Origin of the sequence: Tranquillimonas alkanivorans, from assembly GCF_900115595.1 — a bacterium.
In the GTDB taxonomy this organism is placed as follows: Bacteria; Pseudomonadota; Alphaproteobacteria; order Rhodobacterales; family Rhodobacteraceae; genus Tranquillimonas; species Tranquillimonas alkanivorans.
The window spans coordinates 1-24,345 of the sequence record NZ_FOXA01000007.1 but is presented as its reverse complement, the minus strand read 5'-3'; the positions used below and the strand labels follow the sequence as shown (position 1 = coordinate 24,345).

24 protein-coding genes are annotated in these 24,345 nt (G+C 68.9%); 11 read left to right on the top strand and 13 right to left on the bottom strand.

Annotated elements, in window-relative coordinates; genetic code table 11:
- Positions 1–34 precede the first annotated feature (34 nt).
- The 3 genes from BM162_RS10045 to BM162_RS10035 all read left to right on the top strand — a co-directional run bounded on the left by BM162_RS10045 (position 35) and on the right by BM162_RS10035 (position 2,767).
- Entirely contained in the window at positions 35–1,216 is a 1,182-nt protein-coding gene (locus BM162_RS10045; protein ID WP_093421208.1) for a M20 aminoacylase family protein, read from the top strand.
- A 41-nt stretch (positions 1,217–1,257) separates the two neighbouring features.
- Positions 1,258–2,223, top strand: coding sequence for an agmatinase (speB, locus tag BM162_RS10040; protein WP_093421206.1), 966 nt, complete (start codon positions 1,258–1,260; stop codon positions 2,221–2,223).
- A gap of 88 nt (positions 2,224–2,311) precedes the next feature.
- Positions 2,312–2,767 (top strand): DUF1499 domain-containing protein, encoded by a 456-nt coding sequence (locus BM162_RS10035; RefSeq protein ID WP_093421203.1) that lies wholly within the window; start codon positions 2,312–2,314, stop codon positions 2,765–2,767.
- On the opposite strand, the gene BM162_RS10030 is transcribed toward BM162_RS10035, so the two are convergent.
- Positions 2,764–3,048 carry a hypothetical protein gene (locus tag BM162_RS10030; RefSeq protein WP_093421201.1) on the bottom strand — a complete coding sequence of 95 codons (285 nt, stop codon included), beginning with the start codon at positions 3,046–3,048 and terminating at the stop codon, positions 2,764–2,766. The two genes, BM162_RS10035 and BM162_RS10030, sit on opposite strands and share 4 nt — an antisense overlap.
- A gap of 62 nt (positions 3,049–3,110) precedes the next feature.
- Between BM162_RS10030 and prfA the strand changes: the two genes are divergently transcribed.
- The 3 genes from prfA to BM162_RS10015 all read left to right on the top strand — a co-directional run bounded on the left by prfA (position 3,111) and on the right by BM162_RS10015 (position 5,890).
- Positions 3,111–4,160 carry a peptide chain release factor 1 gene (prfA, locus tag BM162_RS10025; RefSeq protein ID WP_093421198.1) on the top strand — a complete coding sequence of 350 codons (1,050 nt, stop codon included), beginning with the start codon at positions 3,111–3,113 and terminating at the stop codon, positions 4,158–4,160.
- The gene (gene prmC, locus BM162_RS10020; RefSeq protein ID WP_093421195.1) at positions 4,157–4,987 is read left to right on the top strand and encodes a peptide chain release factor N(5)-glutamine methyltransferase; all 831 of its coding nucleotides are present in this window, start codon (positions 4,157–4,159) and stop codon (positions 4,985–4,987) included. Before prfA ends, prmC begins: the two co-directional genes overlap by 4 nt.
- A gap of 225 nt (positions 4,988–5,212) precedes the next feature.
- Complete coding sequence (locus BM162_RS10015) at positions 5,213–5,890, top strand: DUF4167 domain-containing protein (protein ID WP_093421193.1); 678 nt, start codon at positions 5,213–5,215, stop codon at positions 5,888–5,890.
- A 349-nt stretch (positions 5,891–6,239) separates the two neighbouring features.
- Here BM162_RS10015 and rsmA read toward each other — a convergent pair whose 3' ends face one another.
- Genes rsmA through lptF form a run of 6 tightly spaced genes read right to left on the bottom strand, consistent with a single transcriptional unit; the run spans position 6,240 to position 13,648 of the window.
- Entirely contained in the window at positions 6,240–7,082 is an 843-nt protein-coding gene (gene rsmA, locus BM162_RS10010; protein WP_093421190.1) for a 16S rRNA (adenine(1518)-N(6)/adenine(1519)-N(6))-dimethyltransferase RsmA, read from the bottom strand.
- Positions 7,083–7,136: 54 nt separating this feature from the next.
- Positions 7,137–8,114 (bottom strand): 4-hydroxythreonine-4-phosphate dehydrogenase PdxA, encoded by a 978-nt coding sequence (gene pdxA, locus BM162_RS10005; protein ID WP_093421188.1) that lies wholly within the window; start codon positions 8,112–8,114, stop codon positions 7,137–7,139.
- Complete coding sequence (locus BM162_RS10000) at positions 8,114–9,367, bottom strand: peptidylprolyl isomerase (RefSeq protein WP_093421184.1); 1,254 nt, start codon at positions 9,365–9,367, stop codon at positions 8,114–8,116. The genes pdxA and BM162_RS10000 overlap by 1 nt, the downstream gene beginning before the upstream one ends.
- On the bottom strand, positions 9,364–11,463 hold the full coding sequence (locus BM162_RS09995) for an LPS-assembly protein LptD (RefSeq protein ID WP_093421182.1): 2,100 nt from the start codon (positions 11,461–11,463) through the stop codon (positions 9,364–9,366). Before BM162_RS09995 ends, BM162_RS10000 begins: the two co-directional genes overlap by 4 nt.
- Positions 11,460–12,548 carry an LPS export ABC transporter permease LptG gene (gene lptG / locus BM162_RS09990; protein WP_093421624.1) on the bottom strand — a complete coding sequence of 363 codons (1,089 nt, stop codon included), beginning with the start codon at positions 12,546–12,548 and terminating at the stop codon, positions 11,460–11,462. Before lptG ends, BM162_RS09995 begins: the two co-directional genes overlap by 4 nt.
- Positions 12,545–13,648, bottom strand: a complete 1,104-nt coding sequence (lptF, locus tag BM162_RS09985; protein ID WP_093421179.1) for an LPS export ABC transporter permease LptF — start codon at positions 13,646–13,648, stop codon at positions 12,545–12,547. Before lptF ends, lptG begins: the two co-directional genes overlap by 4 nt.
- A 149-nt stretch (positions 13,649–13,797) precedes the next feature.
- Here lptF and BM162_RS09980 point away from each other — a divergent pair, with 149 nt between their 5' ends.
- The 4 genes from BM162_RS09980 to BM162_RS09965 all read left to right on the top strand — a co-directional run bounded on the left by BM162_RS09980 (position 13,798) and on the right by BM162_RS09965 (position 18,926).
- Positions 13,798–15,264: a leucyl aminopeptidase gene (locus tag BM162_RS09980; protein WP_093421176.1), complete on the top strand. Its 1,467-nt coding sequence runs from the start codon at positions 13,798–13,800 to the stop codon at positions 15,262–15,264.
- A 2-nt stretch (positions 15,265–15,266) separates the two neighbouring features.
- Positions 15,267–15,725, top strand: coding sequence for a DNA polymerase III subunit chi (locus BM162_RS09975; protein WP_093421174.1), 459 nt, complete (start codon positions 15,267–15,269; stop codon positions 15,723–15,725).
- An 82-nt stretch (positions 15,726–15,807) separates the two neighbouring features.
- On the top strand, positions 15,808–16,380 hold the full coding sequence (locus BM162_RS09970; RefSeq protein ID WP_093421171.1) for a cache domain-containing protein: 573 nt from the start codon (positions 15,808–15,810) through the stop codon (positions 16,378–16,380).
- A gap of 20 nt (positions 16,381–16,400) precedes the next feature.
- Positions 16,401–18,926, top strand: a complete 2,526-nt coding sequence (locus BM162_RS09965) for a methyl-accepting chemotaxis protein (protein WP_093421169.1) — start codon at positions 16,401–16,403, stop codon at positions 18,924–18,926.
- Between the two features lie 8 nt (positions 18,927–18,934).
- Here BM162_RS09965 and BM162_RS09960 read toward each other — a convergent pair whose 3' ends face one another.
- Genes BM162_RS09960 through BM162_RS09945 form a run of 4 tightly spaced genes read right to left on the bottom strand, consistent with a single transcriptional unit; the run spans position 18,935 to position 22,686 of the window.
- A complete protein-coding gene (locus tag BM162_RS09960; RefSeq protein WP_093421166.1) occupies positions 18,935–19,516 on the bottom strand; it encodes a retropepsin-like aspartic protease family protein in 582 nt (193 codons plus the stop codon).
- A 53-nt stretch (positions 19,517–19,569) separates the two neighbouring features.
- Positions 19,570–20,190 (bottom strand): MarC family protein, encoded by a 621-nt coding sequence (locus tag BM162_RS09955; RefSeq protein WP_093421164.1) that lies wholly within the window; start codon positions 20,188–20,190, stop codon positions 19,570–19,572.
- Positions 20,190–20,819: a LysE family translocator gene (locus BM162_RS09950; protein WP_177215123.1), complete on the bottom strand. Its 630-nt coding sequence runs from the start codon at positions 20,817–20,819 to the stop codon at positions 20,190–20,192. The genes BM162_RS09955 and BM162_RS09950 overlap by 1 nt, the downstream gene beginning before the upstream one ends.
- A gap of 19 nt (positions 20,820–20,838) precedes the next feature.
- On the bottom strand, positions 20,839–22,686 hold the full coding sequence (locus BM162_RS09945; RefSeq protein ID WP_093421159.1) for an ABC-F family ATP-binding cassette domain-containing protein: 1,848 nt from the start codon (positions 22,684–22,686) through the stop codon (positions 20,839–20,841).
- A gap of 133 nt (positions 22,687–22,819) precedes the next feature.
- On the opposite strand from BM162_RS09945, the gene ndk reads away from it, so the two are divergent.
- The gene (gene ndk / locus BM162_RS09940) at positions 22,820–23,242 is read left to right on the top strand and encodes a nucleoside-diphosphate kinase (protein WP_093421156.1); all 423 of its coding nucleotides are present in this window, start codon (positions 22,820–22,822) and stop codon (positions 23,240–23,242) included.
- Here ndk and BM162_RS09935 read toward each other — a convergent pair.
- Positions 23,209–23,592, bottom strand: a complete 384-nt coding sequence (locus BM162_RS09935; RefSeq protein WP_439332829.1) for a DUF4112 domain-containing protein — start codon at positions 23,590–23,592, stop codon at positions 23,209–23,211. The two genes, ndk and BM162_RS09935, sit on opposite strands and share 34 nt — an antisense overlap.
- 31 nt (positions 23,593–23,623) lie before the next feature.
- The gene (locus tag BM162_RS09930; protein WP_093421151.1) at positions 23,624–23,782 is read right to left on the bottom strand and encodes a YqaE/Pmp3 family membrane protein; all 159 of its coding nucleotides are present in this window, start codon (positions 23,780–23,782) and stop codon (positions 23,624–23,626) included.
- Between the last annotated feature and the right edge of the window lie 563 nt (positions 23,783–24,345).

The following is a 24,345-nucleotide window of genomic DNA, read 5'->3' as shown; positions in this document are numbered from 1 at the left end:
ATGCCTTATCGACACACGCCGCGAAGGAGTCCACATGCCGGTCGTCAATCGAATCGCCGAGTTCGCCCGCGACATGGCCGAGTGGCGCCAGTGGATGCACCGCAACCCCGAGCTGGGCTTCGACTGCCACCGCACCGCCGCCTTCGTGGCCGATCGGCTGCGCGAGTTCGGCGTGGACGAGGTGCACGAGGGCGTGGCGCAGACCGGTGTCGTCGCGGTCATCGAGGGGCAGGGCGAGGGCCCGACCATCGGCCTGCGCGCCGACATGGACGCCCTGCCGATGAACGAGGAGACGGGCGCGGACTACGCGAGCGAAACGCCGGGCAAGATGCATGCGTGCGGGCATGACGGGCACACCGCGATGCTGCTGGGCGCGGCGCGCTACCTGGCCGAGACGCGCAACTTCGCCGGCCGCGTGGCACTGATGTTCCAGCCGGCCGAGGAAGTGGGCGGCGGCGGCGGCGTCATGGTCGAGGAGGGCGTGCTGGACCGCTTCGACATCGGGCAGGTCTATGCCCTGCACAACGCGCCGGGCGTGCCGGTCGGACGGTTCGAGACCGGGCCGGGGCCGATCATGGCGTCGGTCGACGAGTTCGACGTGACCTTCCGCGGCCAGGGCGGACACGCCGCGCATCCCGACCTGGCGGTTGACCCGATCCCGCCGGCGCTGGCCTTCGCGCAGGGCTGCGACACCGTGGTGTCGCGCAACCGCCCGCCGACCGAGCCGATGGTGGTGTCGGTCACGCAGATCCACGCGGGCAGCGCCTTCAACGTCATTCCCGGCACGTCGCGCGTCGGCGGCACGGTGCGCTGCTTCTCGGAGAAGATGCGCGACCTGGCCGAGCGTCGCATCCGCACGCTGGCCGAGGCGCAGGCGGCGGCCTTCGGAGCCGAGGTGACGATCGACTACCTGCGCGACTACCCGCCCACCGTGAACCATGCCGAGCAGGCAGCCTTCGCCGCCGGCGTCGCGCGCGAGGTGGCGGGCGAGGACAAGGTCGTGGAGGACCGCGCGCCGCAGATGGGGGCGGAGGATTTCGCCTACATGCTGCAGGCCCGGCCGGGCGCGTACCTGTTCCTGGGTCAGGGCGAGGGGCCGTTCTGTCACCACCCGGCCTACGACTTCAACGACGAGATCGCGCCCATCGGCGCGTCGTTCTTCGTGAGGCTGGTCGAGACGGCGCAGCCCGTGCACCCCGCCGCCGCGGCGCGCTAAGGTGCGGCCAGGCAACTGATTCTGTTCGACGGGAGACGGTCATGGGTCTGGAAGAGGCGAGAACGCAGGTCGACACGGCCTTCACCCGGCGTGGCCGCAAGGGGCTGAGCTTCGAAAACGCCTTTGGCGGCGCGACGTCGTTCCTGCGACGCAGCTACACCAAGGACCTCGGCGGCGTGGACGTGGCGGTGACCGGCATCCCCTTCGACCAGGCCGTGACCAACCGGCCCGGCACGCGGCTGGGGCCGCGGGCGATCCGCGAAGCCTCGACCCTGCAGACCTTCGATCCGCCCTGGGGCTGGGACTTCGACCCGCTCAGCGAATTCTCGATCGTGGATTACGGGGACATGGCGTTCGACTACGCCGACGTCGCCGCCTTTCCGCGCGCGTTGCAGGAGCACGTCGCGGGCATCCTCGACAACGACGTGGCGACGGTGACGCTGGGGGGCGATCACTCGATCTCGCTGCCGATCATCGCCGCTTATGCGGAAAAGTACGGCCCGCTCGCCCTGATCCAGTTCGACGCGCATTCCGACACCTGGCCCGATGACGACTTCGAGCGGATCGACCACGGGACGATGTTCTACAAGGCGGTGAAGTCGGGGCTGATCGACGCCTCGCGCTCGGTCCAGATCGGCATCCGCACGGTGAACGCCGATCCACTGGGCATCCGCACGATCAGCGCGCAGGAGGTGCACCGTAACGGCGTCGACTGGGTGGCGAACGCGGTGCGCGAGACGGTGGGCGACAAGCAGGCCTACCTGTCCTTCGACATCGACGCGCTCGACCCGGCCTTCGCGCCGGGCACCGGCACGCCGGTCTGGGGCGGGCTGGCCAGCTGGCAGGCGGCGGCGATCCTGCGTGGCATCGCGGGCGTGAACCTGCTGGGCGGCGACGTGGTCGAGGTCTCGCCCCCGTTCGACACCACCGGCGCGACGGCCATCGCGGGCGCGCACGTCGCGATGGAGCTTCTGTGCCTGTGGGGCTGGACGCGCCGTAAGTCCTGAGGCGCCGGATTTTTGCCGAAAATCCGGGAGGGGAACTGTCGACGAAAATTCGCTGGCTTGGCGGTCCTTGTGGACTAGCATCTCGGGCATGGGACGTTTCGCAAGCATTTTTGCCGTCGTGGCCACCGCCGGGCTGGCGTGGTTCCGGCTGGCGCCGACCGAGCCGGCGGTCTGGCACGTCGATCCCCTGCGCGCGCCGGTGCCGGCGGGCAGCGGCTGGCTTTTGCGGTCGGGCGACGGCAACGGCGATGCGCAGCGCTTTTCGCAGCCTCCGGGAGAGGTGCTGGCTGCACTCGACGACATCGCGCTTGCCACGCCCCGGACAGACCGCGTCGCCGGCAGCACCGGCACGGGGCGCCTCACCTACGTCACCCGCTCACTGGTCTTCGGTTTTCCCGACTACACCACCGTGCAGGCGGCCCCGGCCGAGGGCGGCACCGAACTGACCGTGTTCGCCCGGCAGCGCTTCGGCGCCAAGGACATGGGCGTGAACCGCAAGCGGGTCGAGGACTGGATGGCACGGCTGCGCAAGCGGCTGGGCTAGGACGCGCGGCGCAGGCGGTCGAGCAGCCCGGCGCCCGGGCAGCCGTCCTGGATCTTGCGCCACATCACGTTGTTCTGACTCATCTCGCAGCGCGCCAGCCAAGTCTGGCAGCTTGCCGTGATGCAGATCACCTCGCCTAACTCGCGCCGTTCGCCCTGGCCGTCGGTGCAGTAGAGTTCGATCTTGGGCAGCGGCGGCGCGGCGGGGCGCTCCGCGGCGTCCTTTCGGTCGGCCGCGGCGGCGGGCAGAGCAAGAAGAAGCAGCGCCAGCGCGTATCGCATGGAGCGAGGCTAGCATGCGCCGCGGCCTTGACCAAATCACGAGGATGGACGAGAGGAACCGGATGGTTCCCATGGAAAAACTCGCCCGGATCGAGGAGCGCTTCGAGTACGTGCAGGCGCGGATGAACGACGCCGGTGCGGACGTTGCGGCGCTCGGCCGGGAATACGCCGAGCTGCGCCCGGTGGTGGCGCGGATCGAGGAATATCGCCAGCTGTCCTCCGACATCGAGGATGCCGAGGCGATGCTGGACGACCCCGAGATGCGCGAGCTGGCGGAGGACGAGCTGCCGCGCCTGCGCGAGCGCCTGCCGCAGGTCGAGCAGGAGCTGCGTCTGGCGCTTCTGCCCAAGGACGCCGCCGACGACCGGCCGGCGATCCTCGAGATCCGGCCCGGCACGGGGGGCGAGGAGGCGGCGCTGTTCGCCGCCGACCTTCTGCGCATGTACCAGCGTTTCGCCGAGCGGATGGGCTGGCGGTTCGAGATCGTCGAGATGCAGGAAAGCGAACTCGGCGGCCTGCGCGAACTGGTGGCGAACGTGAAGGGCGACGGGGTCTTCGCGAAGCTCAAGTACGAATCGGGCGTGCACCGCGTCCAGCGCGTGCCCGCGACCGAATCGGGCGGCCGCATCCACACCTCGGCCGCGACCGTGGCCGTGCTGCCCGAGGCACAGGAGGTCGACGTCCAGATCGACCCCAGCGACCTGCGCATCGACACCATGCGCGCCAGCGGGGCGGGCGGCCAGCACGTCAACACCACCGACTCGGCCGTGCGGATCACGCACGTGCCGTCCGGCATCGTGGTGACGAGTTCCGAGAAGTCGCAGCACCGCAATCGCGAGATCGCTCTGCAGGTGCTGCGCACGCGGCTTTACGACATGGAGCGGCAGAAGGCCGACAGCGAACGCTCGGCCAGCCGGAAAAGCCAGGTGGGCTCGGGCGATCGGAGCGAACGCATCCGCACCTATAACTTCCCGCAGGGCCGGATGACCGACCACCGCATCAACCTGACGCTCTATCGCCTGAACGAGATCCTGCAGGGCGACCTCGAAGAGGTGATCGACGCGCTGGTGGCCGAGGATCAGGCGGCGAAGCTGGCCGAGATGGAGGCATGAGTTGGACGCACCTGCTGGCGCAGGCGGCGGCCGAGCTGCGCGCGGCGGGCGTGCCCGACCCGATGCGCGACGCGCGGCGGCTTCTGGCGCACGCGCTTGACGCGCCGACCGAGCGGCTGACGCTGCTTCTGGGTGACCCGGTCGAGGCCGGGGCCGAGGCGCGGTTCCGCGCGGCGGTGGCGCGGCGGGTCCGGCGCGAGCCGGTGTCACAGATCACCGGGCGGCGCGCCTTCTGGGGCCGCGACTTCCGCGTGAGCCGGGCCGTGCTCGACCCCCGGCCCGAGACCGAAACGCTGGTGGCGCTGGCGCTTGACGCGCCGTTCAAGCGCGTGCTCGACATCGGCACCGGGTCGGGCTGCATCCTGGCCACGCTTCTGGCCGAGCGGCCGGGGGCGCGCGGAACCGGCACCGACGTCTCGGACGAGGCGCTCGAGGTGGCGGCGGAGAACGCCGCGCGGCTGGGCGTCGCCGGGCGGGCAGAGTTCAGGCGTACCGAGTGGGCGCGCGATGTCGCCGGGCCGTTCGACCTGATCGTGTCGAACCCGCCCTACATCGCGGCGGCGGAAATGCCGGACCTTTCGCCCGAGGTGCGCGAGTGGGAGCCGCGGCTCGCCCTGACCGACGGCGGCGACGGGCTGACGGCCTATCGCGCCATCGCGGATCAGGCTCCGGCGCTGCTTGGCCCCGGCGGGCGGCTGATCGTCGAGATCGGTCCGACGCAGGGTGCGCAGGTTGCGGCGCTTTTCGTCGAAGGGGGGCTTGAAGAGGTCCGCCTGCACCACGATCTTGACGGAAGGGACAGGTGCGTTTCGGCCCGCCATGCGTGACTTGACGCCGACGCAGGGGGCCGGAGACGCGGAAAAGACGCAGTTTTCCCTTGTCAATCGCGCCGGTGCGTGTTTTGACAGACATGCGGGCGGTGGAATGCGCGACAGCCGTTCCCCTCGCCGATAGCCCAGAACATCGCGACCCTCCGGATACGTGCCGGCCTACGGCGCATCAGGACAGACCGGGTCGGGCGCTTGCCAAAACAAGGCTGGAATCAGAGCAATATGAGATCGTCCAAGTCACGCTCGCGGTCGAAGTCGAACCGCAACCGTTCGGTCGGGAACATCGTCAACCGCGTGTTCGACAGTTCCGGGCCCGAGGGCAAGGTGCGGGGCACGCCGCAGCAGATCATCGACAAGTACAACCAGCTTGCCCGCGACGCGCAGTTGGCCAACGACCGCGTGGCGACCGAGAATTTCCAGCAGCATGCCGAGCACTACACGCGCATGCTGGCTGAGGCGCAGCGCGAGCAGGACCAGCGGCGCGAGCAGCAGGAACAGCAGCAGCGCGATCGGCAGCAGCAGAACCAGGGCGGCGGCAACGGCCGTGACGACCGCCAGCAGGGCGGCCAGGACGAGCAGCCGCGCCAGGACAAGCAGCAGCAGGACAAGCCTCAGTCGGACAAGTCCCAGCAGGACAGGCCGCAGCAGGACAAGGCGTCCGAGACGGCTGCCCAGTCCGATCAGCCCCAGCCGAAGCCCGAGAAGGCGCGCCGGGAGGACGACGTGATCGACACCGGCAGCGACGCCGACAGCGGTCTGGTCGAGACGCCGGAAAGCAAGCCCAAGCCCAAGCGCGCCCGCCGCACCAAGCCCAAGGCGAAGGACGGCGAAGGCGACAATGGTGGCGACGGCGACGGCAAATCCGGCGGATCGCAGGGCGCGGCCGAAGCGGCGGAGTAGGGCGTCAGCCCTTCTCCAAGCCGGGATGGAGCGCCCATTCCCCTCAGGCTGAACCGGAGCGCCGGTCTCCTGCGGTCGGAGCAGGATCTCGGCCCTGTCCCGGGCCGCGAAGGACAGCGGCCTTCCGCCGAAGGGAGAGCTTCTGTCCCGGTCCGGGTGAAGTTGAACGTACGCCCCCTGCGGGCGGAGCGGAATTCTGCTTCCCGCTCCGAGCCGCGACGCACGTAAGGCTTACGCTAGGTGGGCTGGAGCGCCGGTTCCTCTCAAGGTGGAGGGGAGCGCCCGCCTTTAGACAGGATCGGACCCAGACAGAGTCGGACCCAGGCCCACTTCCGGACCGAGAAGACCGTCAGCCCTCCTCCAGCGTCCGGGCGAGGGCGCAGAACCTTTCCAGCGATACCTGCTCCGCGCGTTCGGTGGGTTCGATGCCCGCGGCGCGGAGCTTGTCCTCGATATCCGGCGCCACGCCCTTCAGCGCGGCGCGCAGCATCTTCCGGCGTTGGTTGAACGCGGCGGCGACGACGCGGCCCAGCATCTTGGCCGGGGCCGGGAAGCGCGGCTCTTCCAGGCGCGTCAAGTGCACCACGGCCGAGCGCACCTTGGGCGGCGGTGTGAACGCCTCGGGCGGCAGGTCCATGACGATGCGCGGCTCGGTGCGCCACTGCGACAGGATCGCCAGCCGGCCGTAGGCCTTGCCGCCGGGCTGCGCCACGATCCGTTCGGCGACTTCCCTTTGGAACATCAGCGTCAGGCTTTGCCAGAAGGGCGGCCACTCTGCGGGCTCCAGCCAGCGCGTCAGAAGCTCGGTTCCGACGTTGTAGGGCAGGTTCGCCACGACGCGGATCGGCGCCTCGAGGTGCGCTGTCGGGTCGACCTGAAGGGCGTCGGCGTTCAGCACCTCCAGCCGCCCCGGATAGGCCTCGGCGATCTGGGCCAGGGCCGGCAGGCAGCGCGCGTCCTTCTCGATCGCCAGCACCCGCCGCGCACCTTCGGCCAGAAGACCGCGCGTCAGACCGCCGGGGCCGGGACCCACCTCCAGCACGTCTGAGCCCGAGAGGTCTCCGGCCTGCCGCGCGATCTTGGCCGTCAGGTTCAGGTCCAGCAGGAAGTTCTGTCCCAGCGACTTGCGCGCCGACAGCCCGTGCTCGGCGATCACCGTGCGCAGCGGCGGCAGCCCGTCGAGTGTGCCCATGTCTCTTCGGTCCTCAAATATCCTCGCCGAAGGCAGCCGCGCCAGCGGCTTTCCTCATGCGGCCTGCCGGGCGCGCGCCATGCGGTCGGCAAGCTTCAGCGCGGCCACCAGCGACGTCGCCTCGGCCCGGCCCTGTCCCGCGATGTCGAAGGCGGTGCCGTGGTCGGGCGAGGTGCGGATGAACGGCAGGCCCAGCGTGACGTTGACGCCGCCGGCGAAATCGATGGTCTTGATCGGGATCAGCGCCTGGTCGTGGTACATCGCCACCGCCGCGTCATAGCCCTTGCGGGCGGCGGCATGAAACATCGTGTCGGCCGAAAGCGGTCCGATTAGCGCGAGCCCCTCGGCGCGCAGCGCTTCCAGCACGGGGACGATCACCTCGATCTCCTCGCGCCCCATGACGCCACCTTCGCCCGCGTGCGGGTTCAGCCCGGTGACGGCGATACGCGGGTTGTCGATGCCGAAGTCGCGGCGCAGCGCGGCGTGGGTGATGCGCAGCGTATCCGAAAGAAGCGGCTTGGTCAGCGCCGCCGGAACCTCGGCCAGTCCGATGTGGATGGTGGTCGGCACCACACGCAGCTCGTCGCAGGCCAGCATCATCACCACCCGCTCCACGCCCGCCAGCGCGGCGAGGTACTCGGTATGGCCGGGATGCGGAAACGCGGCCCCGTCCTTGAGCACCTTCTTGTTGATCGGGTTCGTCGTCAACGCCGAGGCCGCGCCCGAGCGCACCAGGTTAACGCCCCGTGCGATGACCTCGATGACCGCGCGCGCGTTCTCGGGCGCGGGCAGGCCGGGCTGCGCCGGCGCGGGGAAGTCGTGGGCGAGGACCGGCAGGCCGCTGGCGGCAGCGCGCTCGGCCTCGGCCGGGTCGTGGATGACATTCGCCTGTGCCCCCGCCGGCAGGTGCGCCGGATCGCCGATCAGGAAGAAGGGAAGCTGCGCGCCCAGCTCGGCCCAGGCCTTCACCGCGATCTCCGGGCCCACGCCCGACGGATCGCCGCAGGTCAGCGCGATCGGAGCGGGGCGCATCACTCGGTCACGATGTGAGCGTTGGCACGCAATTCGGCCATGCGCGCCTCGGACCGGCCGGCGGTCTGCTGGTTGAGCAGCCCGCGCTGCACCTGCTCGGCGGTGATTTCGGCATCGGCGTCGAAGATGCGCTCGCACAGCATCGCGAAGCGCAGGGCCTGGCCGTCCGGCGTGGTCAGCCGGGTCGAGATCTCGCCCGCGTCGAGCCGGGCGAGCTCCAGCGCGACGTCGGCCGGGATCTCGGACAGCGCCCGCGTCTCGCGCGCCAGCGCGCCTTCGGGCCGGGTGCGGGCGACCTCGTACAGGTCGTCGCAGGTCTGCACTTCGGCGCGCAGGCGGGCGGCCTGTTCCAGCGCCTCGGCGCTGCGGCCGCCGGGGATCAGGTAGACCGCGTAATCCAGCGCCTCGGCGCGCGGAATGGCGGTGTTCGTCTCTTCCAGCGCGCGCAGCTGGAAGATCGCCAGCGCGTTGGGAAGCTGGATCGGCTGGGTCACGTCGCCGGGCTCGAGCGTCAGGAGCTGTTGGGCCAGCTGCGGCGGCAAGTTCGACAGCGGCAGCCAGTCGATGCGGCCGCTGCGTTCGCGCGACTGGCTGGCCGAGTACTGGCGCGCCGCGGCGGCGAAGCCGTCGAAGGTGGAGATGCCCGACACCTCGTCCGCGATCTGCTGCGCCATCGCGGCGCGCTGCGGCGTGTCGGCGGGCATGATGATCTCGGACAGGAGCGCCCGGACCGTGGTCTGGGGGCCGCGTGCCTCGGTCAGGCTTTGCTGCACGTCGGCGGGGGCCACGTTCGATTGCGGGGCAAGCGTTTCGCGCACCACCATTCGCCACAGGACGCCCGCGCGCACGAAGTCGCGGAACGTCTCTGCCGCGACGCCGGCCTGGCCGAGCCGCTGGATGAACTCCTCGCGCGAGAGCTCGGCGCGCTGCGCGAACTCTTCCTCGCCGGCGACGATTTCTTCCTCGGTGGCGGTGATGCCCAGGCGGTCGGCCTCCTGCAGTTGCAGCCGCTCGTCGATCAGCGCCTCCAGCGCCTCGGCGCGCGGGTCGGCGGGGTTGCCGAACAGCTCCAGCATCCGCGTCCGCTGGTCGAGCTCCCACGCCGTGACGACGCGCTCGTTCACCTCGGCCACCGGCCGGAACAGGTTCTGCGCCGCCGCCGGCACCGCCGGCATGGCCAGCGCAAGGATGGTCAGGATCCGCACGATCAGCTGCTGCATGTCGCCCCGCTTGAGTTTCTTGTTGTCCGTCATCCGCGACACCTGCGCGCCGGCACGGCGTCGCCCGCCCCCGATCCGAAGCCCGCCAGCGACACCTGGAGCCCGAAATCCGTGGTCGGCGACACACTAGTCGAGGACGTGAACCGGCGCGAGAGGGAAAGATCGACCGTCAGGCACTCGGACTGGTAGACGAGCCCGAGCCCCGCGCGCGACGTCTCCTCGGCGTCGAGGTCGAAGCGCCCGTCGAGCCGCCCGGTCCAGCCCGGCGTGATGCGCCAGGCCGCGTCGAGGTCGAGTTCGCGGGTCTCGAGAAGGTTCTGTCCCGGCTCGGCCTCGAGCCAGAGATAGGTAGCCGAGACCGCCGCGCGGCCCCCGTCATAGGCCAGCCGCATCTCGTTGCGGGTGAAGCTTAAATCGGAACCGAACAGCGCACGGCCGGTCAGCGTCAGGTCGTCCATCGCCAGTTGTCCCGAGACCAGCCAGTCCGACGAGTCGCCCGACAGGCCGGTTCCCTCGGCGAAGCCGCTGTCCTCCAGCCGCAGCACCCGGCCGCCGGCCAGCCCCAGGGACCAGCCGGCCGGGTCGTAGCGGGTCCAGCGCAGGCCCAGATCGGCGCGCGCGCCGTCCTCGACGGCGTCGTCCCCCGGGTAGCGGCCGAAGCCGAACAGGTTGCCCTCGTCGAACTCGATCAGGCGGCTGTCCTCGTTCGGGATGGCGTCGCCGGTGCTGTGGGCCCAGGCCAGCTGCACGACGGGTTCCAGAAGGTGGTGCGCGCCCGAAGCGTTGGTGCGCCCCAGCGGCCAGCGCAGCGCGACGGCGGCGCGGGGCGCAACCCGGCCCGGCGCCTCGTCGAAGCTGTCGTCCTGCGTGACGGCGTAGCCCGCGGCGGCCGCGCCAAGCCGGGCCTCGGCCACCATGCCGTTGGCAAGCGTCGTGTCGTCTCGCCAGCCGACATCGACCGCCAAGCGCTGCACGTCGCGCCCTTCGGGCGAGTCCGAGCTTTCACGGTAGAGCGTGTAAGTGTCGAAGCCCAGCGTCAGGTCGCCGCCGAGCGCGTCGTAGCGCCGCTCCCACTTGACGGTGCCATAGACCTCGGGCAGCTCGTTCTCGATGGACAATTCCGAGGGGCGCAGGGTACGGAAATTGGTGACGCTCGCCCGGAAGAACTTGTCGCGGCGCATACGCTCCAGCGCCACCTCGCTTTCCAGGCGGTCCTGCTCGCTCCCGCCGTAGTCGAGAAGGTACGCGCTGTCCGAGACCAGTTCGAGGTCGAAGCTCAGCCGGTAGTCGCGGGGCAGGGCGAAGCTGCCCTCGCCGAAGAGGAACCCGCGCGTCTTGCCGGGCTCAAGCTCGTCCGAGGTGATTGCGCCCTCGAATTCCAGCGCACCCGGTGCAACGGCCTGCCGATAGCGGAACTGAAGCGTGTCCGTCCTGGGCGAGATGTAGGGCGCCAGCGTCAGGTCGGCGTGGTCGCCCATGCGGATGAAATACGGAAGCTTCAGCCCGGAGCCAAGCCGGCTTGTCGTGCGCACGCTGGGCAACAGGAAGCCCGTGGCCCGCTCCAGCGTCGGGTCGGGCAGGCGCAGGCGCGGGATGTAGAAGATCGGTACGCCCAGCAGGCGGAAGGTCGCGTTCTCGAAGTAAAGCTGCCGTTCCAGTTCGTCGTGAACGATGCGGCGGGCGCGGATTTCCCACGTGGGAACGGGGTTGTCAGGGCAGACCTGACAGGCCGAGGCGACCGACTTCGACAGCTCGGTATAGCGTCCGTCCACTCGCGCGATGCGGTTCGCTGCAAGCTGAAGCTGCCGGTCCAGCACCAGCCGCGCCGAGGTCAGGATGCCGTTGCGCAGCTCGGGATCGAGCGCGGCCGCGTCGGCCAGAACGATCACGTCCTCGCCCTCGGTCAGGGTGATCGGACCCTCGATGCTCAGCCGGTCCTCGGACCGGTCGAAGATCACGCGCGTGGCGGTCAGGCGGGTCGTGCCGTACAGCACCTCGACCTCGCCCTCGGCGATCAGCCGGTCGTCGGCCGCGATCTCGAGCCGGTCGGCCACGAGCGAGGCGGTCTGCGCCTGCGCGAGGGCGGGCAGAGCGGCAAGGCAGAGGGTGGCGGCGAAGCGGCGGATCATCCGTCCTCCCAGTGCAGAAGAAGTCCCAGGGGCAACAGCATGGCGGCGATGGGCGGACCCCAGGCAGCGAGCAGGATGGGTATCTGCCCCGTTTCGCCCAGGATCTGCGCCAGGCTGCGCACGAAGTACAGGGAAAAGCCCATCACCAGCGCCAGCAGCACCATCAGGCCGGTGCGCCCGAAACGGGTGTGGCGCATGGTGAAGCCCGCGCCGACCAGCACCATCGCCGCCAGGAGGAGCGGCTGCGCCAGCTCCATGTGCAGCCACACGCGGTGCTGCCGGGCCGAGAAGCCCGCCTGTTCGAGCTGGGCGATGAAGCGCGGAAGCTCCCAGATCGGGATGGCCGAAGGCGTGCCGAAGCTTTCCAGGATCTGGCTGCGCGTCAGGTTCGAGGGCAGGGTCATGGTGTCCTGCTCGGTCGCCTCGCGCTCGGGGTTGTCGCTGTCGAGCTCCCAGCGCTTGACGTCGCGCAGCTGCCATGCCCCGGCCTCGAGCCGCGCCGCCCCCGCCTCGATCCGGAACGACGGCCCGCCTTCGGGCGCGAAGCCAAGGAAGCTGACATCGTAAAGCTCGGTCCCGTCGAGGTTGGCGCGGGCGGCGCGGATCACCGTCTGCCCGTCGGCGTCACCCTGCCGCAGCCATAATCCCTCGCGGCTGATCGACAGAACAGAGGCGCCGCCCGATTGCAGACGCTCGGATACGATCTCGTACTGCTTCTGCGTCGCGGCCACGATCGGGTTGAACGCCGTGACGGCGAGCACGCCGATCAGCAGCGCGACGATGACCGGCGACATCAGGCTGCGCAGGGCCGAGCGGCCCGCCGCGCGCGTCACCACCAGTTCCGAGGTGCGCGCCAGCGACAGGAACAGCGCCAGCGTCGCCAGGATCACGATGAGCGGCAGGATGGTGTAAAGGCTGTCGGGGATGTGCAGGAGCGTCAGGCCCAGCTTGCCCAGGAAGCTGACCTCGGGGAATCTCCGGATCTGCTCGATCAGGTCGAAGAGGACCAGGATGCCGACGAAGATCATGAACACCGCGCCGAAGGACAGCAGGAACCGCCGCGCGAAATAGAGGTGCAGCTTCATGCCACCGCCCCCGCGCCGCGCGGCCGCCCCCGTGGCCGGCCGGCCTGCCACAGGATCACGACCGCCGCGCCGACGCCAACGACGCCGGGCAGATAGAGCAGGGGCCACATGCCCGGTCCGCGCTGCGCGGCGTCGGCGGCGGCGTTGTCGAGGAACTCGAACACCGAGATGGCGAAGATCGCGCCCAGGATCTGGCGCCACAGGCCGAAGCGGCTGAACCCGCCGACCAGCAGGATCGAGAAGCCCAGAAGCGGCGCGACCAGCCCCTTGACGGCCTGCGTGAAGCGCGCGTGCGCCTCGTACAGCACCTCGGCGCGGTCCTCGTCCGTTTCCCGCGCGATGGCGTCGGGGGCGGTCAGGAGCTCGAGCGTGCCGACCTCGCGCAGGCGGCGGGGGCCGGGATCGGCCATTTCCAGCACCGAGCCCAGGTCGAAGGTGAAGTCGCGGAAGGTGGTCGTGGCAAGCTGCCGCGTCTCGTCGCGCAGCGACTGGATCATGCCGTCGAACATCACCAGCCGCGGGCCCTCGTCCCCGCGCAGAAGCAGCGCGCGTTCGGCGGTATAGGTGCTGGCCCGGCGGTCGCCGCGGCGGTCCGAGAGGTAGATGTCGCGCAGCTCGCCCTCGGGCGTAATCTCGCGGATATAGAAGGTGACGCCGTCGCTGGGATGCAGGAACTCGCCCTCGGTCAGCAGCCGCGCCGTCGCGTTCTCCGAGATCTCGGCGGTGCGCTGGCGCAGTTGCGCGCTGCTCACCGGCACGAGCACGTGCATCAGGACCGAGATCAGGACCGCCACGATCACGCCGAAGACCGCCACCGCCCGCGCCAGCCGCATGGGCGAATAGCCCGTCGCCTGCACCGCGACCAGTTCGCTTTCCGACGACAGGCGGTTGGTGACGTAGACGGCGGCGGCGAAGGCCGACACGGGCAGCACAAGCCGGATGACGTTGGGCAGCGTCAGCGCCGTGAACTCCAGGAACACGGCCGCCGAATGCCCGTTCGCGATCAGCCGGTCGAACAGCGACACCGCGCGGTTCACCCAGTAGACCAGCACGAGCACGAGCGAGAAGAAGCCGAACAGCCGCATGAGCTGTGACAGCATGTATCTGTCGAATCTGGCCACTGATCCCCCGACCGGCCCCGCGTGCCGCGCGACCCTAGCCCATCGCCGTGGGGGGGAAAACTCCCTTCTGGCCAAGGTCAGGGTGGGCGGCTAGGTATGGCGCAACCTAGCAGACAGGAGTTTTCCGAATGACGACGCCAGCCTCCGTCACCTTTGCCGACGCCGACCTCGACGCCATCGCCGGGGCCGAGGGCCGCGTGGTCGTGTTCATCGGGCAGGACGGCAAGCTCGACCAGCTCGCCCGCCGGGTGAACCGGTTGACGAAGGGCGCGCTGGAGCGGTTCGCGGCAAGCGAGAAGTTCGGCAAGATGAAAGCGGCCGACGCCGCCGAGATCGCGTTCCCCGCGGGCATGGCCGCCGAGGCGGTGCAGGTCGTGAAGCTCGACCGCAAGCCGGGCGAGGGCGAGGCGCGCCGCGCCGGCGTCGCCGTGGGCAAGGCGGCTGGCAAGGGTCCGGTCCTGGTGCTCGCCGGCAACCTGAAGGGGGCCGAGGACGTGGCGCTGGCCGCCGTGCTGCGTGCGTATTCCTACACCGATCAGAAGTCGCAGACCGACGACGCGGGCACGCCGACCTTCACCGTCATGGTGTCGAAACCCGAAGAAATGCAGGACGCCGCCGCGCATATCGACGCGCTGGCACAGGGCGTGTTCTTCACCCGCGACCTTGTCAGCGCGCCGTCGAACGTGCTGACCACGACCGAGTTCGCCAGCCAGCTCGAAGGCCTGCGCGAGCTGGGCGTCGAGGTCGAGGTTCTGGACGAGGCGCAGCTCGAGGAGCTCGGCATGCGCACCCTGCTGGCCGTCGGCATGGGGAGCGAGACGCCGTCGAGCGTCGTCGTGATGCACTGGAAGGGCGGCCAGGGCGATCCGCTCGCGCTGGTCGGCAAGGGCGTGGTCTTCGACACCGGCGGCATCAGCCTCAAGCCCGCGCAGGGCATGGAGGACATGACGATGGACATGGGCGGCGCCGGCACCGTTTCGGGCGTGATGAAGACGCTCGCGCTGCGCAAGGCCAAGGCGAATGTCGTCGGCCTGGTCGGGCTCGTCGAGAACATGCCCGACGGGCGGGCGCAACGCCCGGGCGACGTGGTGAAGTCGATGAAGGGCGACACGGTCGAGGTGATCAACACCGATGCCGAGGGCCGGCTCGTCCTGTGCGACGTGATGTGGTACACGCAGGAGCGTTTCAAGCCGGCCGCTATGATCGACCTCGCCACGCTGACGGGCGCCATCATCATCGGCCTTGGCAACGAGAAGGCGGGCGTCTTCTCGAATGACGACGCGCTCGCCGATGCCTTCCTGAGCGCGGCGAAGGCCGAGGGCGAGGGCGCCTGGCGGATGCCGCTCGACGAGGCCTATGCGCAGCAGCTCAAATCCGACATCGCCGACGTGAAGAACGTGGGCGGCCGCCCGGCGGGCTCGATCACGGCGGCCGAGTTCCTGCACCGCTTCGTGCAAGACGGCACACCGTGGATACACCTCGACATCGCGGGCGTGGCCAAGACACCGGGCGACAGCGCCTATGCCGGAAAGGGTGTGTCGGGCTGGGGCGTTCTGTCGCTCGACCGGCTGGTGCGGGACCGCTTCGAAGCCTGACCATGGGCGCGGCCTACTTCTATCACCTGACCCGCCGCCCGCTGGAGGAGACGTTGCCCGTCCTTCTCGAGCGGGCGCGCGGCGCGGGCTGGCGCGTGATCGTGCGCGGCCAGACCCCGCGCCGGATGGACTGGCTGGACGAAAAACTGTGGCTGCTGGGGGAGGACAGCTTCCTGCCCCACGGCCTGTCGGGCGGTCCGCACGACGCGGACCAGCCGGTGCTGCTGACCACCGGGCCAGGGAACCCCAACCGCGCGGCCTGCCTGATGTCGGTCGATGGCGCCGACGTGACGCCCGAGGAGGTGACCGCGCTCGAACGGATCTGCGTGCTGTTCGACGGCAACGACGCGGACGCGCTGGACAAGGCGCGGGGCCAGTGGCGCGCGCTTACGAAGGCGGGATGCGCGGCGCAGTACTGGAGCGAAGAGTCCGGGCGCTGGGAAAAACGCGCCGAGACGTGATCCGCGCTCTGCTTCAGACTTTGGAAAGATCCGTCCTCTAATCGTTCGCGGACCCACCGTGAGCGATCGGAGAAACGGAAAGATGAAACGACCCGCGCTCGCCGCGACGTGCGGCGTGCTTCTTGCGGCGCCCCTGTTTGCGCAGGAGGATGACCTGGCCGTCATCCGCGCCTACGCGGAACGGCACGTCGTGCCGCTGGCGCAGGAAGAGGTGCTCGCCGCCGCCGCGCGCGAGCAGACCCACCGCCTCGCCGGGCTGAGCCGACAGGACATCCTCGACCGCGACGCCGAATGGCGGGCGCAAACGGACCTTGAGACCCGGCCGCTCATCGACGCCGTGCTGGAGCATCCGGCGGCCGACTTTCTGCGCGCGCATGTCGACGCGGCCGAGGGGGCGATCACCGACATCTTCCTGATGGACGGGCACGGCCTGAACGTCGCCGCGACCTCGGTCACCTCCGACTACTGGCAGGGCGACGAGGCCAAGTTCCTTGAAACCCACGAAAAAGGCGCCGGCGCCATGCATGTGTCCGAGGTGGATTTCGACACCTCCACCCAGTTCTACCAGGCCGACGTCTCCCTGCCGGTGATCGACCGGTTCGGAGAGGTCGTCGGCGCCATCACCGTTGGCCTGAACGCCGAATACCTTTTCTGACCGCCGCACGCGAGATCCCGATGACCACGCAAGCCGTCCACTTCCCCCTCCTGCCGCGCAGCGTCTTCCTGCGCTGCGCGCTCCTGCTCGCCGTCTGTACCGCCGTCGTCACTGCGTCGCTCTCGGCCCTGTCCATTTCCTCCAGCCTGAACGCCGCCAGCGAACGGGTCGTGGACGAGGCATGGCAGGTCACGACCTTCGTCGGCGACCAGGCCGGCGGCGCCATCCGCTTCGACAAGCCCGACCGGTTGGAGAAGCTCTTCCGGGACGCGGCGGACGCCGCGGGCGGCACGCTCCTGGGCTCGGTCGCGGTCGACACCCGCGGCGACCAGGTCGCGGCCTCGGGCGCCACCGATATCGATGCCGCCGCCGCGCTGGCCGCACGCGCGGTGGAGACGGGCGAGGTTCAGCGCGCGGCAGACGGGCTGACACTCGCCCTGCCGGTCCGGTTCGGCAATAGCGGTTCGACCGTGGGCGCGGTAACGACCGTCTGGACGGACGCGCCGCTGCGCGCCGAAGCGATGGCCGACCAGTGGACGGCGCTCGGTGCGTCCATGGTCGTCTTCCTCGTTGCGCTCGCCGCCGCCACCGCGTTCCTGCGGCAGGGCGTGACCCGCCCCTTGCTCGAGGTGCGCGACGCCATGACCCGCGTGGCCGCGCGCGACTACGGTGCCGAGGTGCCGGGCACCGAACGAAGTGACGAAGTCGGCGGCATCGCCCGAACACTGGACGAGCTGCGCACGTCGCTGGCCGGGGCCGAGGTCGCCGCGCGCGAGGGCCTGTTCCGGGGCGCGGGGTTCGAGGGATCGTCGGCGGCCATGATGATGGTCGATCGGGACTTCAACGTCGCGCATGTCAACGCTGCGTTCCGAGACCTCGTCGCCGGCCGCCCCGCCCTCGCCCGCCGCGCCGGCACCGACCCGGCGGCGCTTACCGGCCGCGACTTCGACGTTTTCGGCGCGCTCACGCCCTCTGCGCGCCAGCGGCTGCGTGACCCGTCGCAACTGCCCGTGCACGGAGAGGTCACCGTTGGCGACACCACCGTCTCCGTGGCCGTGGCCGCAGTACATGACGACGACGGCACCCTGACGGGCTATGTTGTCGAATGGGGCGACGTGACCGTCGAAAGCGCCAACGCCGCACTGCTCGCCGCGCTCGACGCCCAGCAGGCGAAGGCACAATTTGCCGCCGACGGACGTCTCATCTCCGCCAACGATAATTTCGCCCAACTCATCGGGCGGACGGCCGGCGATCTGCATGGCGAGCCGGCGGCACGGCTGCTCACGGCCGAGGACAGCGACCTGCGCGAGGTGATCTCCGCCGGCCGGTCGGTCAAGGACGTCTTTAGCCTCGCCATCCCGGACGGCGCGCCGGCAATTCTCGACGGCAGCCTCACTGCAATGCGCGACAGGGAAGGTGCCGTTACCGGCTTCCTCCTCCTCGCCTCCAACATCACCGAGGCCCGCGCCACGGCCGAACGCGCGGCCGCCCGCGAGCGCGAGATGCAGGCGGCGCAGGCCCGCGTGGTCGAAACGCTGCGCCAAGGGCTCGAGCGCCTTTCCGACGGCGACCTCACCAGCACGATCGAAGACGCGTTTCCCCTAGACTACGAGCGGTTGAGGAACGACTTCAACGCCGCCGTCGGCCGCCTGCGCCAAGCCATGACAACGGTGCTTGAGAACGCGCAGTCCATCACCAACGAGGCGCGCGACATATCTTCGGCCTCCGATGACCTGTCCCGACGGACCGAAACCCAGGCGGCCACGCTCGAGGAAAGCGTCGCCGCGCTCGACCGGATCACCGGTAGCCTGAAGGACACCACCGACGGTGCGCGGAAGGCTGACCAAGTCGTCCGAGACGCCCGTGAGAACGCAATCTCCTCCGGCGGCGTGGTGCAGCAGGCGGTAGATGCGATGAGCGAGATCGAGTCTTCCTCCGACCAGATCACGACCATCATCAAAGTCATCGACGACATCGCCTTCCAGACAAACCTTCTCGCGTTGAACGCCGGTGTCGAGGCCGCGCGCGCGGGCGAGGCCGGACGCGGATTTGCGGTCGTCGCCAGCGAGGTGCGCGCACTGGCGCAACGCTCGTCCGAGGCCGCGCGCGAGATCAACACGCTGATCTCTACCAGCGGCGACCACGTCAAACGCGGTGTGACGCTCGTGGGGGAGGCAGGGCAGGCGCTCGAACGCATCCTCTCCTCCGTCACGGACATCGCACAGCATGTGACCTCCATCGCCAATTCGGCCGAGGAGCAGTCGGCAAGCCTGGACGAAATCAACGTCGCCATGCAGCAGCTCGACCAGGTGACCCAGCAGAACGTCGCGATGTTTGAGGAGACGACGGCGGCCAGTCACGCCATGACCCGCGAGGCCGAAACGCTGAACGAAACGATGTCACGTTTCCGCCTGGGCGCCGAAAGAGCCAAGGTGATCCCGGCACGCTTCGGGCGCGACACGTCGCCGGTGCCCACGTCGGCGCCCAAGCGTGCGGCATCCGGCGGCGGCGGCGATCAGGACCTGACCGGCTGGGAGGATTTCTGATGCCGCGCTCAGCGGTGAAGGATCATGCGGTCGTCGGCTATCTCGATCCGACTGAACCGGTCGAGATAGCTCATCCCCATGAGCGACATGCCCATCTCACCGCCGTTGACAGAGGCGGCCACGGCCAAGTCCATTGCCGAGCCCAGCTCGACAGTATCCAGCATGACCCGCGCAATCGGCACGGTCCCATTCGCCGTCCGGGCCTGCCCAATGAAGGCAAGACGGGCCGGGTCGATGCCGGCGTGCATGGCGTCCTCACGCGTGAGCACCATGTCGGTCGCACCGGTATCGACCACGAAGTCCACCGGCGCGCCGTTGATCTCCGCGGTCAAGTAATAGTGCCCGTCGAAGGCCCGAGGGACCGCGATGGCGCCGCGCTCGCCCAGATAACTTTGCCGCGGCACAACGTCGTCGCGCACATCGTTCCAAAGTCCGATTGCAGCGACCGTCCCGAGGAAGATCATCGCCCAGATCATCGCCTGCTGCGCCATCCGCCCCAGCTGCCGCCGATTGGCCGCGACAAAATAGCCTCCGACGGCCGCGCCCAAGAGCGCGAGGTAGAGGAACTGGGCGATCTGATCTCCGGTCATGCGCACAAGATAGGACCGCGCCGCCGCCGCGGAAAGGTCGCGTCACGCGAGCGTCAACCGCTGATCAGCCCGATATCTGCCACTCCATCGAGCACGAATTGCACCGACAGCGCGGCGAGCAGCATCCCCAGAAGGCGGGTAACGACATTCACGCCGACGTCGCCAAGCGCCCGCTCGATCAGCTCTGCCGCCAGAAACATCACGAAGGTCAGCACGAGGACGGCCGCCATGACCCCGTGCACTGCGGCAATTTCCGCCAGATCGCCGCCGGTCTGGCCAGTCAGCAGGATCATCGTGGCGATGGCACCGGGTCCCGCGATCAGCGGCGTGGCGAGCGGGAAGACCGACGGGTCATCCTCGGAGGGGTGGACCTGGCCCTGCCGCCTCTTCGTGCGCCGCTCGAACAGCATGTCGAGCGCCGTGAGGAACAGCAGGATGCCACCGGCAATGCGAAAGGCGGGCATGGTAATGCCGATGAAGTTCAAGACCTGTTCACCGAATAGCCCGAACAAGGTCAGAAGTCCGACGCCGATCAAACAGGCGCGCACGGCGACCGCCCGACGATGCTGGCGGCTCATACCCTGCGTGAGCGCGACGAAGACGGGCGCCAGCCCGATCGGGTCGAGGATCACGAAGAGCGTGAAGAAGGAGGTGAGAAGCTGTGCCTGATCCATCAACCGCCCGCTCCAAGAAGCGTTGCAGCGAAGAGCGTCGCGCCAAAGCCTAGGAAGGCGAGGCCGATCACGAATTCAATCAGCGGCGCGCGGTCCCGGTATACGCGTTCAGCGCGCGCAGTCGAAAAAAGGAGGGCGTGCGCCCCATAGATGACGAAGCCAGAGGCGGCCACAGCGGCCCCGGTGGCGATGAGCGCAAGGCGGCCGAGGCCGAGCGATGCCAGCAGCGCCGTCACCGAGACCCAAAGCAGTGCCGCCTTTGGATTGGCCATCACCACCGCCAGACCTGCGGTGTAGGCGCGGCGTGGGGTCAGTACGCGGGGAGATGTCGCCGCGCGATCCCGTATCCGCCGCGCCCGCCAGAGCGCGCGAAGGCCGAAGGCCATGAGAAAGAATCCGCCGACCAGGCGGAGCGCATGCACCACACTGGGGGAAGTCGCGATGAAGGTTCCGACGCCGAGCGAGAAAAATGCTGCCCAGATTAGTGCGCCTGTGGCAATGCCCGCAGAGGTGGCGAGCCCGCTCGTGCGCCCGGATCCGAGCGTGACGGACGCCACGGCGAAGGAATTCGGCCCCGGCGACACCTGTGCCAAGAGCACCACCCCGACAAGCGTGAGGATATCGGTCACGGTGTTCCGACGGCGCAGGTCATGCCTCTGCGGCCTCCAACTTTTCGAGCGCCTTCATCCAAAGCGCCTCGGCCCGGTCGAGCCCTTCCATCACCTCGGCGTATTTCTTCTGCCAGACCTCTGCCTCGCCGGCCTTGCCCTCCTCGTACATCGCCGGATCGGCGAGACGCGCGGCCAGCTTCTCGCGCATCTCGCTCAGCTTCTCGACACGGCTTTCGCATTTGCGAACCTCGCTGCGCAGCGCCAAAATCTGGTCCCGTTTCGGGCGCTTCGGCTTCGGGTCTTGCGCCGCGCGCGGCTTCGCCGGCGTGTCGGACGACAGGAGCATGCGCCGATAGGCTTCAAGGTCCTCCTCGAACGGCGTTACCCGACCGTCCTTCACCAGCCAAAGCCGGTCGGCAACAAGGCTGAGGAGGTGCATGTCGTGGCTGACAAGAATCACCGCCCCGCTATAGGCGGTCAGCGCCTCGACCAGTGCTTCGCGGCTTTCCATGTCGAGGTGGTTCGTCGGCTCGTCGAGGATAAGCATGTTCGGCGCGTCGAGCGTCGCGATCAGGAGCGACAGCCGCGCTTTCTGGCCCCCCGACAGCCGCCCGACCTCGGTCTCGGCCTGCGCCGCCGCCAATCCAAAACCGGCGAGTCGGGACCTGTGGCGGGCCGGCAGTTCATGGGGCTTCAGCCGCCGCAGGTGGTCCAGCGGCGTTTCCTCAGGTCGCAATTCGTCCAGCTGGTGCTGCGCGAAATAGCCGATCCGGAGCTTCGAGGCACGCGTGATCCGCCCGCCCATCGGATCGAGCTTGCCGGCGAGCAGCTTGGACAGCGTCGACTTGCCTTCGCCGTTGCGCCCGAGCAACGCGATGCGGTCGTCCTGGTCGATGCGCAGCGTCAGCTTGGACAGGACGGGACGGTCGTCATACCCGACCGACGCCGACTCGGTGTTTACGATCGGCGGCGACAGTTCCTCTGGCTCGGGGAAGGTAAAGGCGCGCAAAGCGGCCTCCTGCGGCGTCGTGATCGTCTCCATCCGCTCGATCATCTTGAGCCGCGACTGCGCCTGCTTCGCCTTCGACGCCTTGTAGCGGAAGCGATCGACGAAGCTTTGAAGGTGCGCCCGCCGCGCCTCCTGCTTCTTCGTCTCGGCTTCTTTCACGGCAAGCCGTGCCGCGCGCGTGCGGGCGAAGGTGTCGTAGTTGCCCTGATAAAGCGTGAGCTGGCGGTCCTCGAGGTGCAGGATCGCCCCCACCGCGCGGTTCAGAAGCCCACGATCGTGGGAGATCACGATGACCGTGTGCGGATAACGGGCGAGGTAGCTTTCGAGCCACAGCGCACCCTCGAGGTCCAGATAGTTCGTCGGCTCGTCGAGCAGCAGCAGGTCAGGGGCCGAAAACAGCACCGCGGCCAGCGCCACCCGCATGCGCCACCCGCCCGAGAAGGCGGAGCAGGGCATGCGTTGCTCGGCATCGGTGAAGCCCAGCCCCTTGAGGATGGACGCCGCCCGCGCCTCGGCCGACCATGCCTCGATATCGGCCAGCCGGGTCTGGACCTCGGCGATGCGGACGCCCTCGGCCGTCTCGGATTCTGCCAGCAGCGCCTCGCGCTCGGTGTCGGCGGCGAGCACGGTGTCGAGCAGCGATACGTCCGAGCCCGGCACTTCCTGGCTGACGCCACCGATGCGGGCGCGCTGGGGCAGGGTGATCGTGCCGCCCTCGAGCGCGAGTTCGCCCCGGATCAGGCGGAAGAGAGTAGTTTTTCCGGTGCCGTTGCGGCCCACGAGCCCGACCTTGTGTCCGTCGGGGATGACGGCGGAGGCGTGCTCGAACAGCGGGCGGCCTTCGACGGCGTAGCTTATGTCCTCGATCTTCAGCATGAACGCGGTGTGCCGCAGCCGCGATGCCCCGTCAATCGCGGCTTTTCACGGGCCGGACCCCGTGCTAGCAGAGCGCCGGAAATCCGCGGCGGGCACCGGGTCCGCCAGCTGTCATCTTACAAGAGGCACCCCAATGGCCATCGAACGCACGCTGTCGATCATTAAACCCGACGCCACCACCCGCAACCTCACCGGCAAGATCAACGCCAAGTTCGAGGATGCCGGGCTGCGCATCGTCGCGCAAAAGCGCATCCAGCTGACCAAGGCGCAGGCTGGCGAGTTCTACAAGGTGCACGCCGAGCGGCCGTTCTACGACGAACTGACCACGTTCATGGCCTCGGCGCCGGTTGTCGTTCAGGTCCTCGAGGGCGAGAGCGCCATCGCGAAGAATCGCGAAGTGATGGGCGCCACCAATCCGGCCGACGCCGCGCCCGGAACCATCCGTGCCGAATTCGCCGAGTCGGTCGGTGAAAACTCGGTGCACGGTTCCGACGCGCCCGAGACCGCGAAGGAAGAGATCGCCTACTTCTTCTCGGGCCTTGAACTGGTCGGCTGATCGGCCTGCAGATCGAACAAGGGAGGGCCGCCCGCTTGGGTGGCCCTTTTTTCTTGCGCGGCACGTCCCTCGACGTGTCGGCGCAGCAGGGCGACGTTCCGTCGATTGGCCTTAAGGCCGATGTCGAGCAGGTCGCCGACCAGCGGTATCGTCCCGATCAAGGCGTCGACCCCGACATTCACCCCCATCCGGGCAAGCAGCGGCGGCGGCGCCCCCAGACGGTGGGCGCGGTAGACGATATAGCTGGCCGGCGCGAGCGCGGCCGCATCGCCGATGCCGGGGATGAGGCCCAGGATCGAGTCCCAGCCGACCCGCACACCCACGACGGGGATGCGGAAGGCCGCGTCCATCCGGTCAGCCAGCCGTTCGAGCCGTTCGAGCTCAGCGTTTCGCGATGATGTATACGGCATGAACGATCCCCGGGATGTAGCCCAGAAGGGTTAACAGGATATTAAGCCAGAAGTGCTTCCCTAGGCCTACCTGCAGGAAAACTCCCAGCGGCGGCAGGATAATGGCAAGTATGATGCGAACGAGGTCCATCTTTGTCTCCGACCTATTGTTGTCGATCCAATGGGTGAGTGTGCGCGACAGTTCCTGCGGCTGTTCTGGGCGTTGAGTCGCGGTGGGCGCGAGTGCCGCTGGGGCAGGGCGTCGACGAGGCGTGTGCGTCGCCGGAGCGCCTTGGCAGCCTCGCTCCGAAAGTTACTCGCGGGCTCCTGATTTTGCGGCCGGTGACGTGGCTCGTGCCAGATATTGGGTCACGATCTGTCGTTTCGCAAAAAGTTGGTGTTTTTCGCCAGAAAGCGCTTGCGGGGTGTGGGTGTGATCCGTAAATAGCCCCTCACCGGCGGCGCTGACGCGCTGGCGGGCGTCAGACGGGGCGGCGGCGCGGGAGCGGGCTGCAGACGAGGCGGACTTTCGGGAGATGGGGCAGGCGGGCGCGCCGGACGAGTTAGGGCGCAGTCGGTCGGTTTTGTCTCTTGTGCTCTTTGATATCGCTGGTGACTGAAGAGATATGCGGGCGGTTTGGTCCAATCGATGGATCGACGCTCTGTATATCGGCTTCCTAGGCTTCGGCCGATGATGGAAGTGTCAGCTTCACT

Coding starts and splice junctions, on each gene's coding strand:
- BM162_RS09945 (WP_093421159.1), bottom strand. CDS start 22,686: ATGCTGAAGATCGAGGACATAAGCTACGCCGTCGAAGGCCGCCCGCTG.
- BM162_RS09970 (WP_093421171.1), top strand. CDS start 15,808: ATGAAACGACCCGCGCTCGCCGCGACGTGCGGCGTGCTTCTTGCGGCG.
- BM162_RS09965 (WP_093421169.1), top strand. CDS start 16,401: ATGACCACGCAAGCCGTCCACTTCCCCCTCCTGCCGCGCAGCGTCTTC.
- BM162_RS10015 (WP_093421193.1), top strand. CDS start 5,213: ATGAGATCGTCCAAGTCACGCTCGCGGTCGAAGTCGAACCGCAACCGT.
- BM162_RS09960 (WP_093421166.1), bottom strand. CDS start 19,516: ATGACCGGAGATCAGATCGCCCAGTTCCTCTACCTCGCGCTCTTGGGC.
- BM162_RS10045 (WP_093421208.1), top strand. CDS start 35: ATGCCGGTCGTCAATCGAATCGCCGAGTTCGCCCGCGACATGGCCGAG.
- BM162_RS10035 (WP_093421203.1), top strand. CDS start 2,312: ATGGGACGTTTCGCAAGCATTTTTGCCGTCGTGGCCACCGCCGGGCTG.
- BM162_RS10030 (WP_093421201.1), bottom strand. CDS start 3,048: ATGCGATACGCGCTGGCGCTGCTTCTTCTTGCTCTGCCCGCCGCCGCG.
- rsmA (WP_093421190.1), bottom strand. CDS start 7,082: ATGGGCACACTCGACGGGCTGCCGCCGCTGCGCACGGTGATCGCCGAG.
- BM162_RS09975 (WP_093421174.1), top strand. CDS start 15,267: ATGGGCGCGGCCTACTTCTATCACCTGACCCGCCGCCCGCTGGAGGAG.
- lptG (WP_093421624.1), bottom strand. CDS start 12,548: ATGAAGCTGCACCTCTATTTCGCGCGGCGGTTCCTGCTGTCCTTCGGC.
- lptF (WP_093421179.1), bottom strand. CDS start 13,648: ATGCTGTCACAGCTCATGCGGCTGTTCGGCTTCTTCTCGCTCGTGCTC.
- prfA (WP_093421198.1), top strand. CDS start 3,111: ATGGTTCCCATGGAAAAACTCGCCCGGATCGAGGAGCGCTTCGAGTAC.
- pdxA (WP_093421188.1), bottom strand. CDS start 8,114: ATGCGCCCCGCTCCGATCGCGCTGACCTGCGGCGATCCGTCGGGCGTG.
- ndk (WP_093421156.1), top strand. CDS start 22,820: ATGGCCATCGAACGCACGCTGTCGATCATTAAACCCGACGCCACCACC.
- BM162_RS09955 (WP_093421164.1), bottom strand. CDS start 20,190: ATGGATCAGGCACAGCTTCTCACCTCCTTCTTCACGCTCTTCGTGATC.
- BM162_RS09935 (WP_439332829.1), bottom strand. CDS start 23,592: ATGGACGCGGCCTTCCGCATCCCCGTCGTGGGTGTGCGGGTCGGCTGG.
- BM162_RS09995 (WP_093421182.1), bottom strand. CDS start 11,463: ATGATCCGCCGCTTCGCCGCCACCCTCTGCCTTGCCGCTCTGCCCGCC.
- speB (WP_093421206.1), top strand. CDS start 1,258: ATGGGTCTGGAAGAGGCGAGAACGCAGGTCGACACGGCCTTCACCCGG.
- BM162_RS09930 (WP_093421151.1), bottom strand. CDS start 23,782: ATGGACCTCGTTCGCATCATACTTGCCATTATCCTGCCGCCGCTGGGA.
- BM162_RS10000 (WP_093421184.1), bottom strand. CDS start 9,367: ATGACGGACAACAAGAAACTCAAGCGGGGCGACATGCAGCAGCTGATC.
- BM162_RS09980 (WP_093421176.1), top strand. CDS start 13,798: ATGACGACGCCAGCCTCCGTCACCTTTGCCGACGCCGACCTCGACGCC.
- prmC (WP_093421195.1), top strand. CDS start 4,157: ATGAGTTGGACGCACCTGCTGGCGCAGGCGGCGGCCGAGCTGCGCGCG.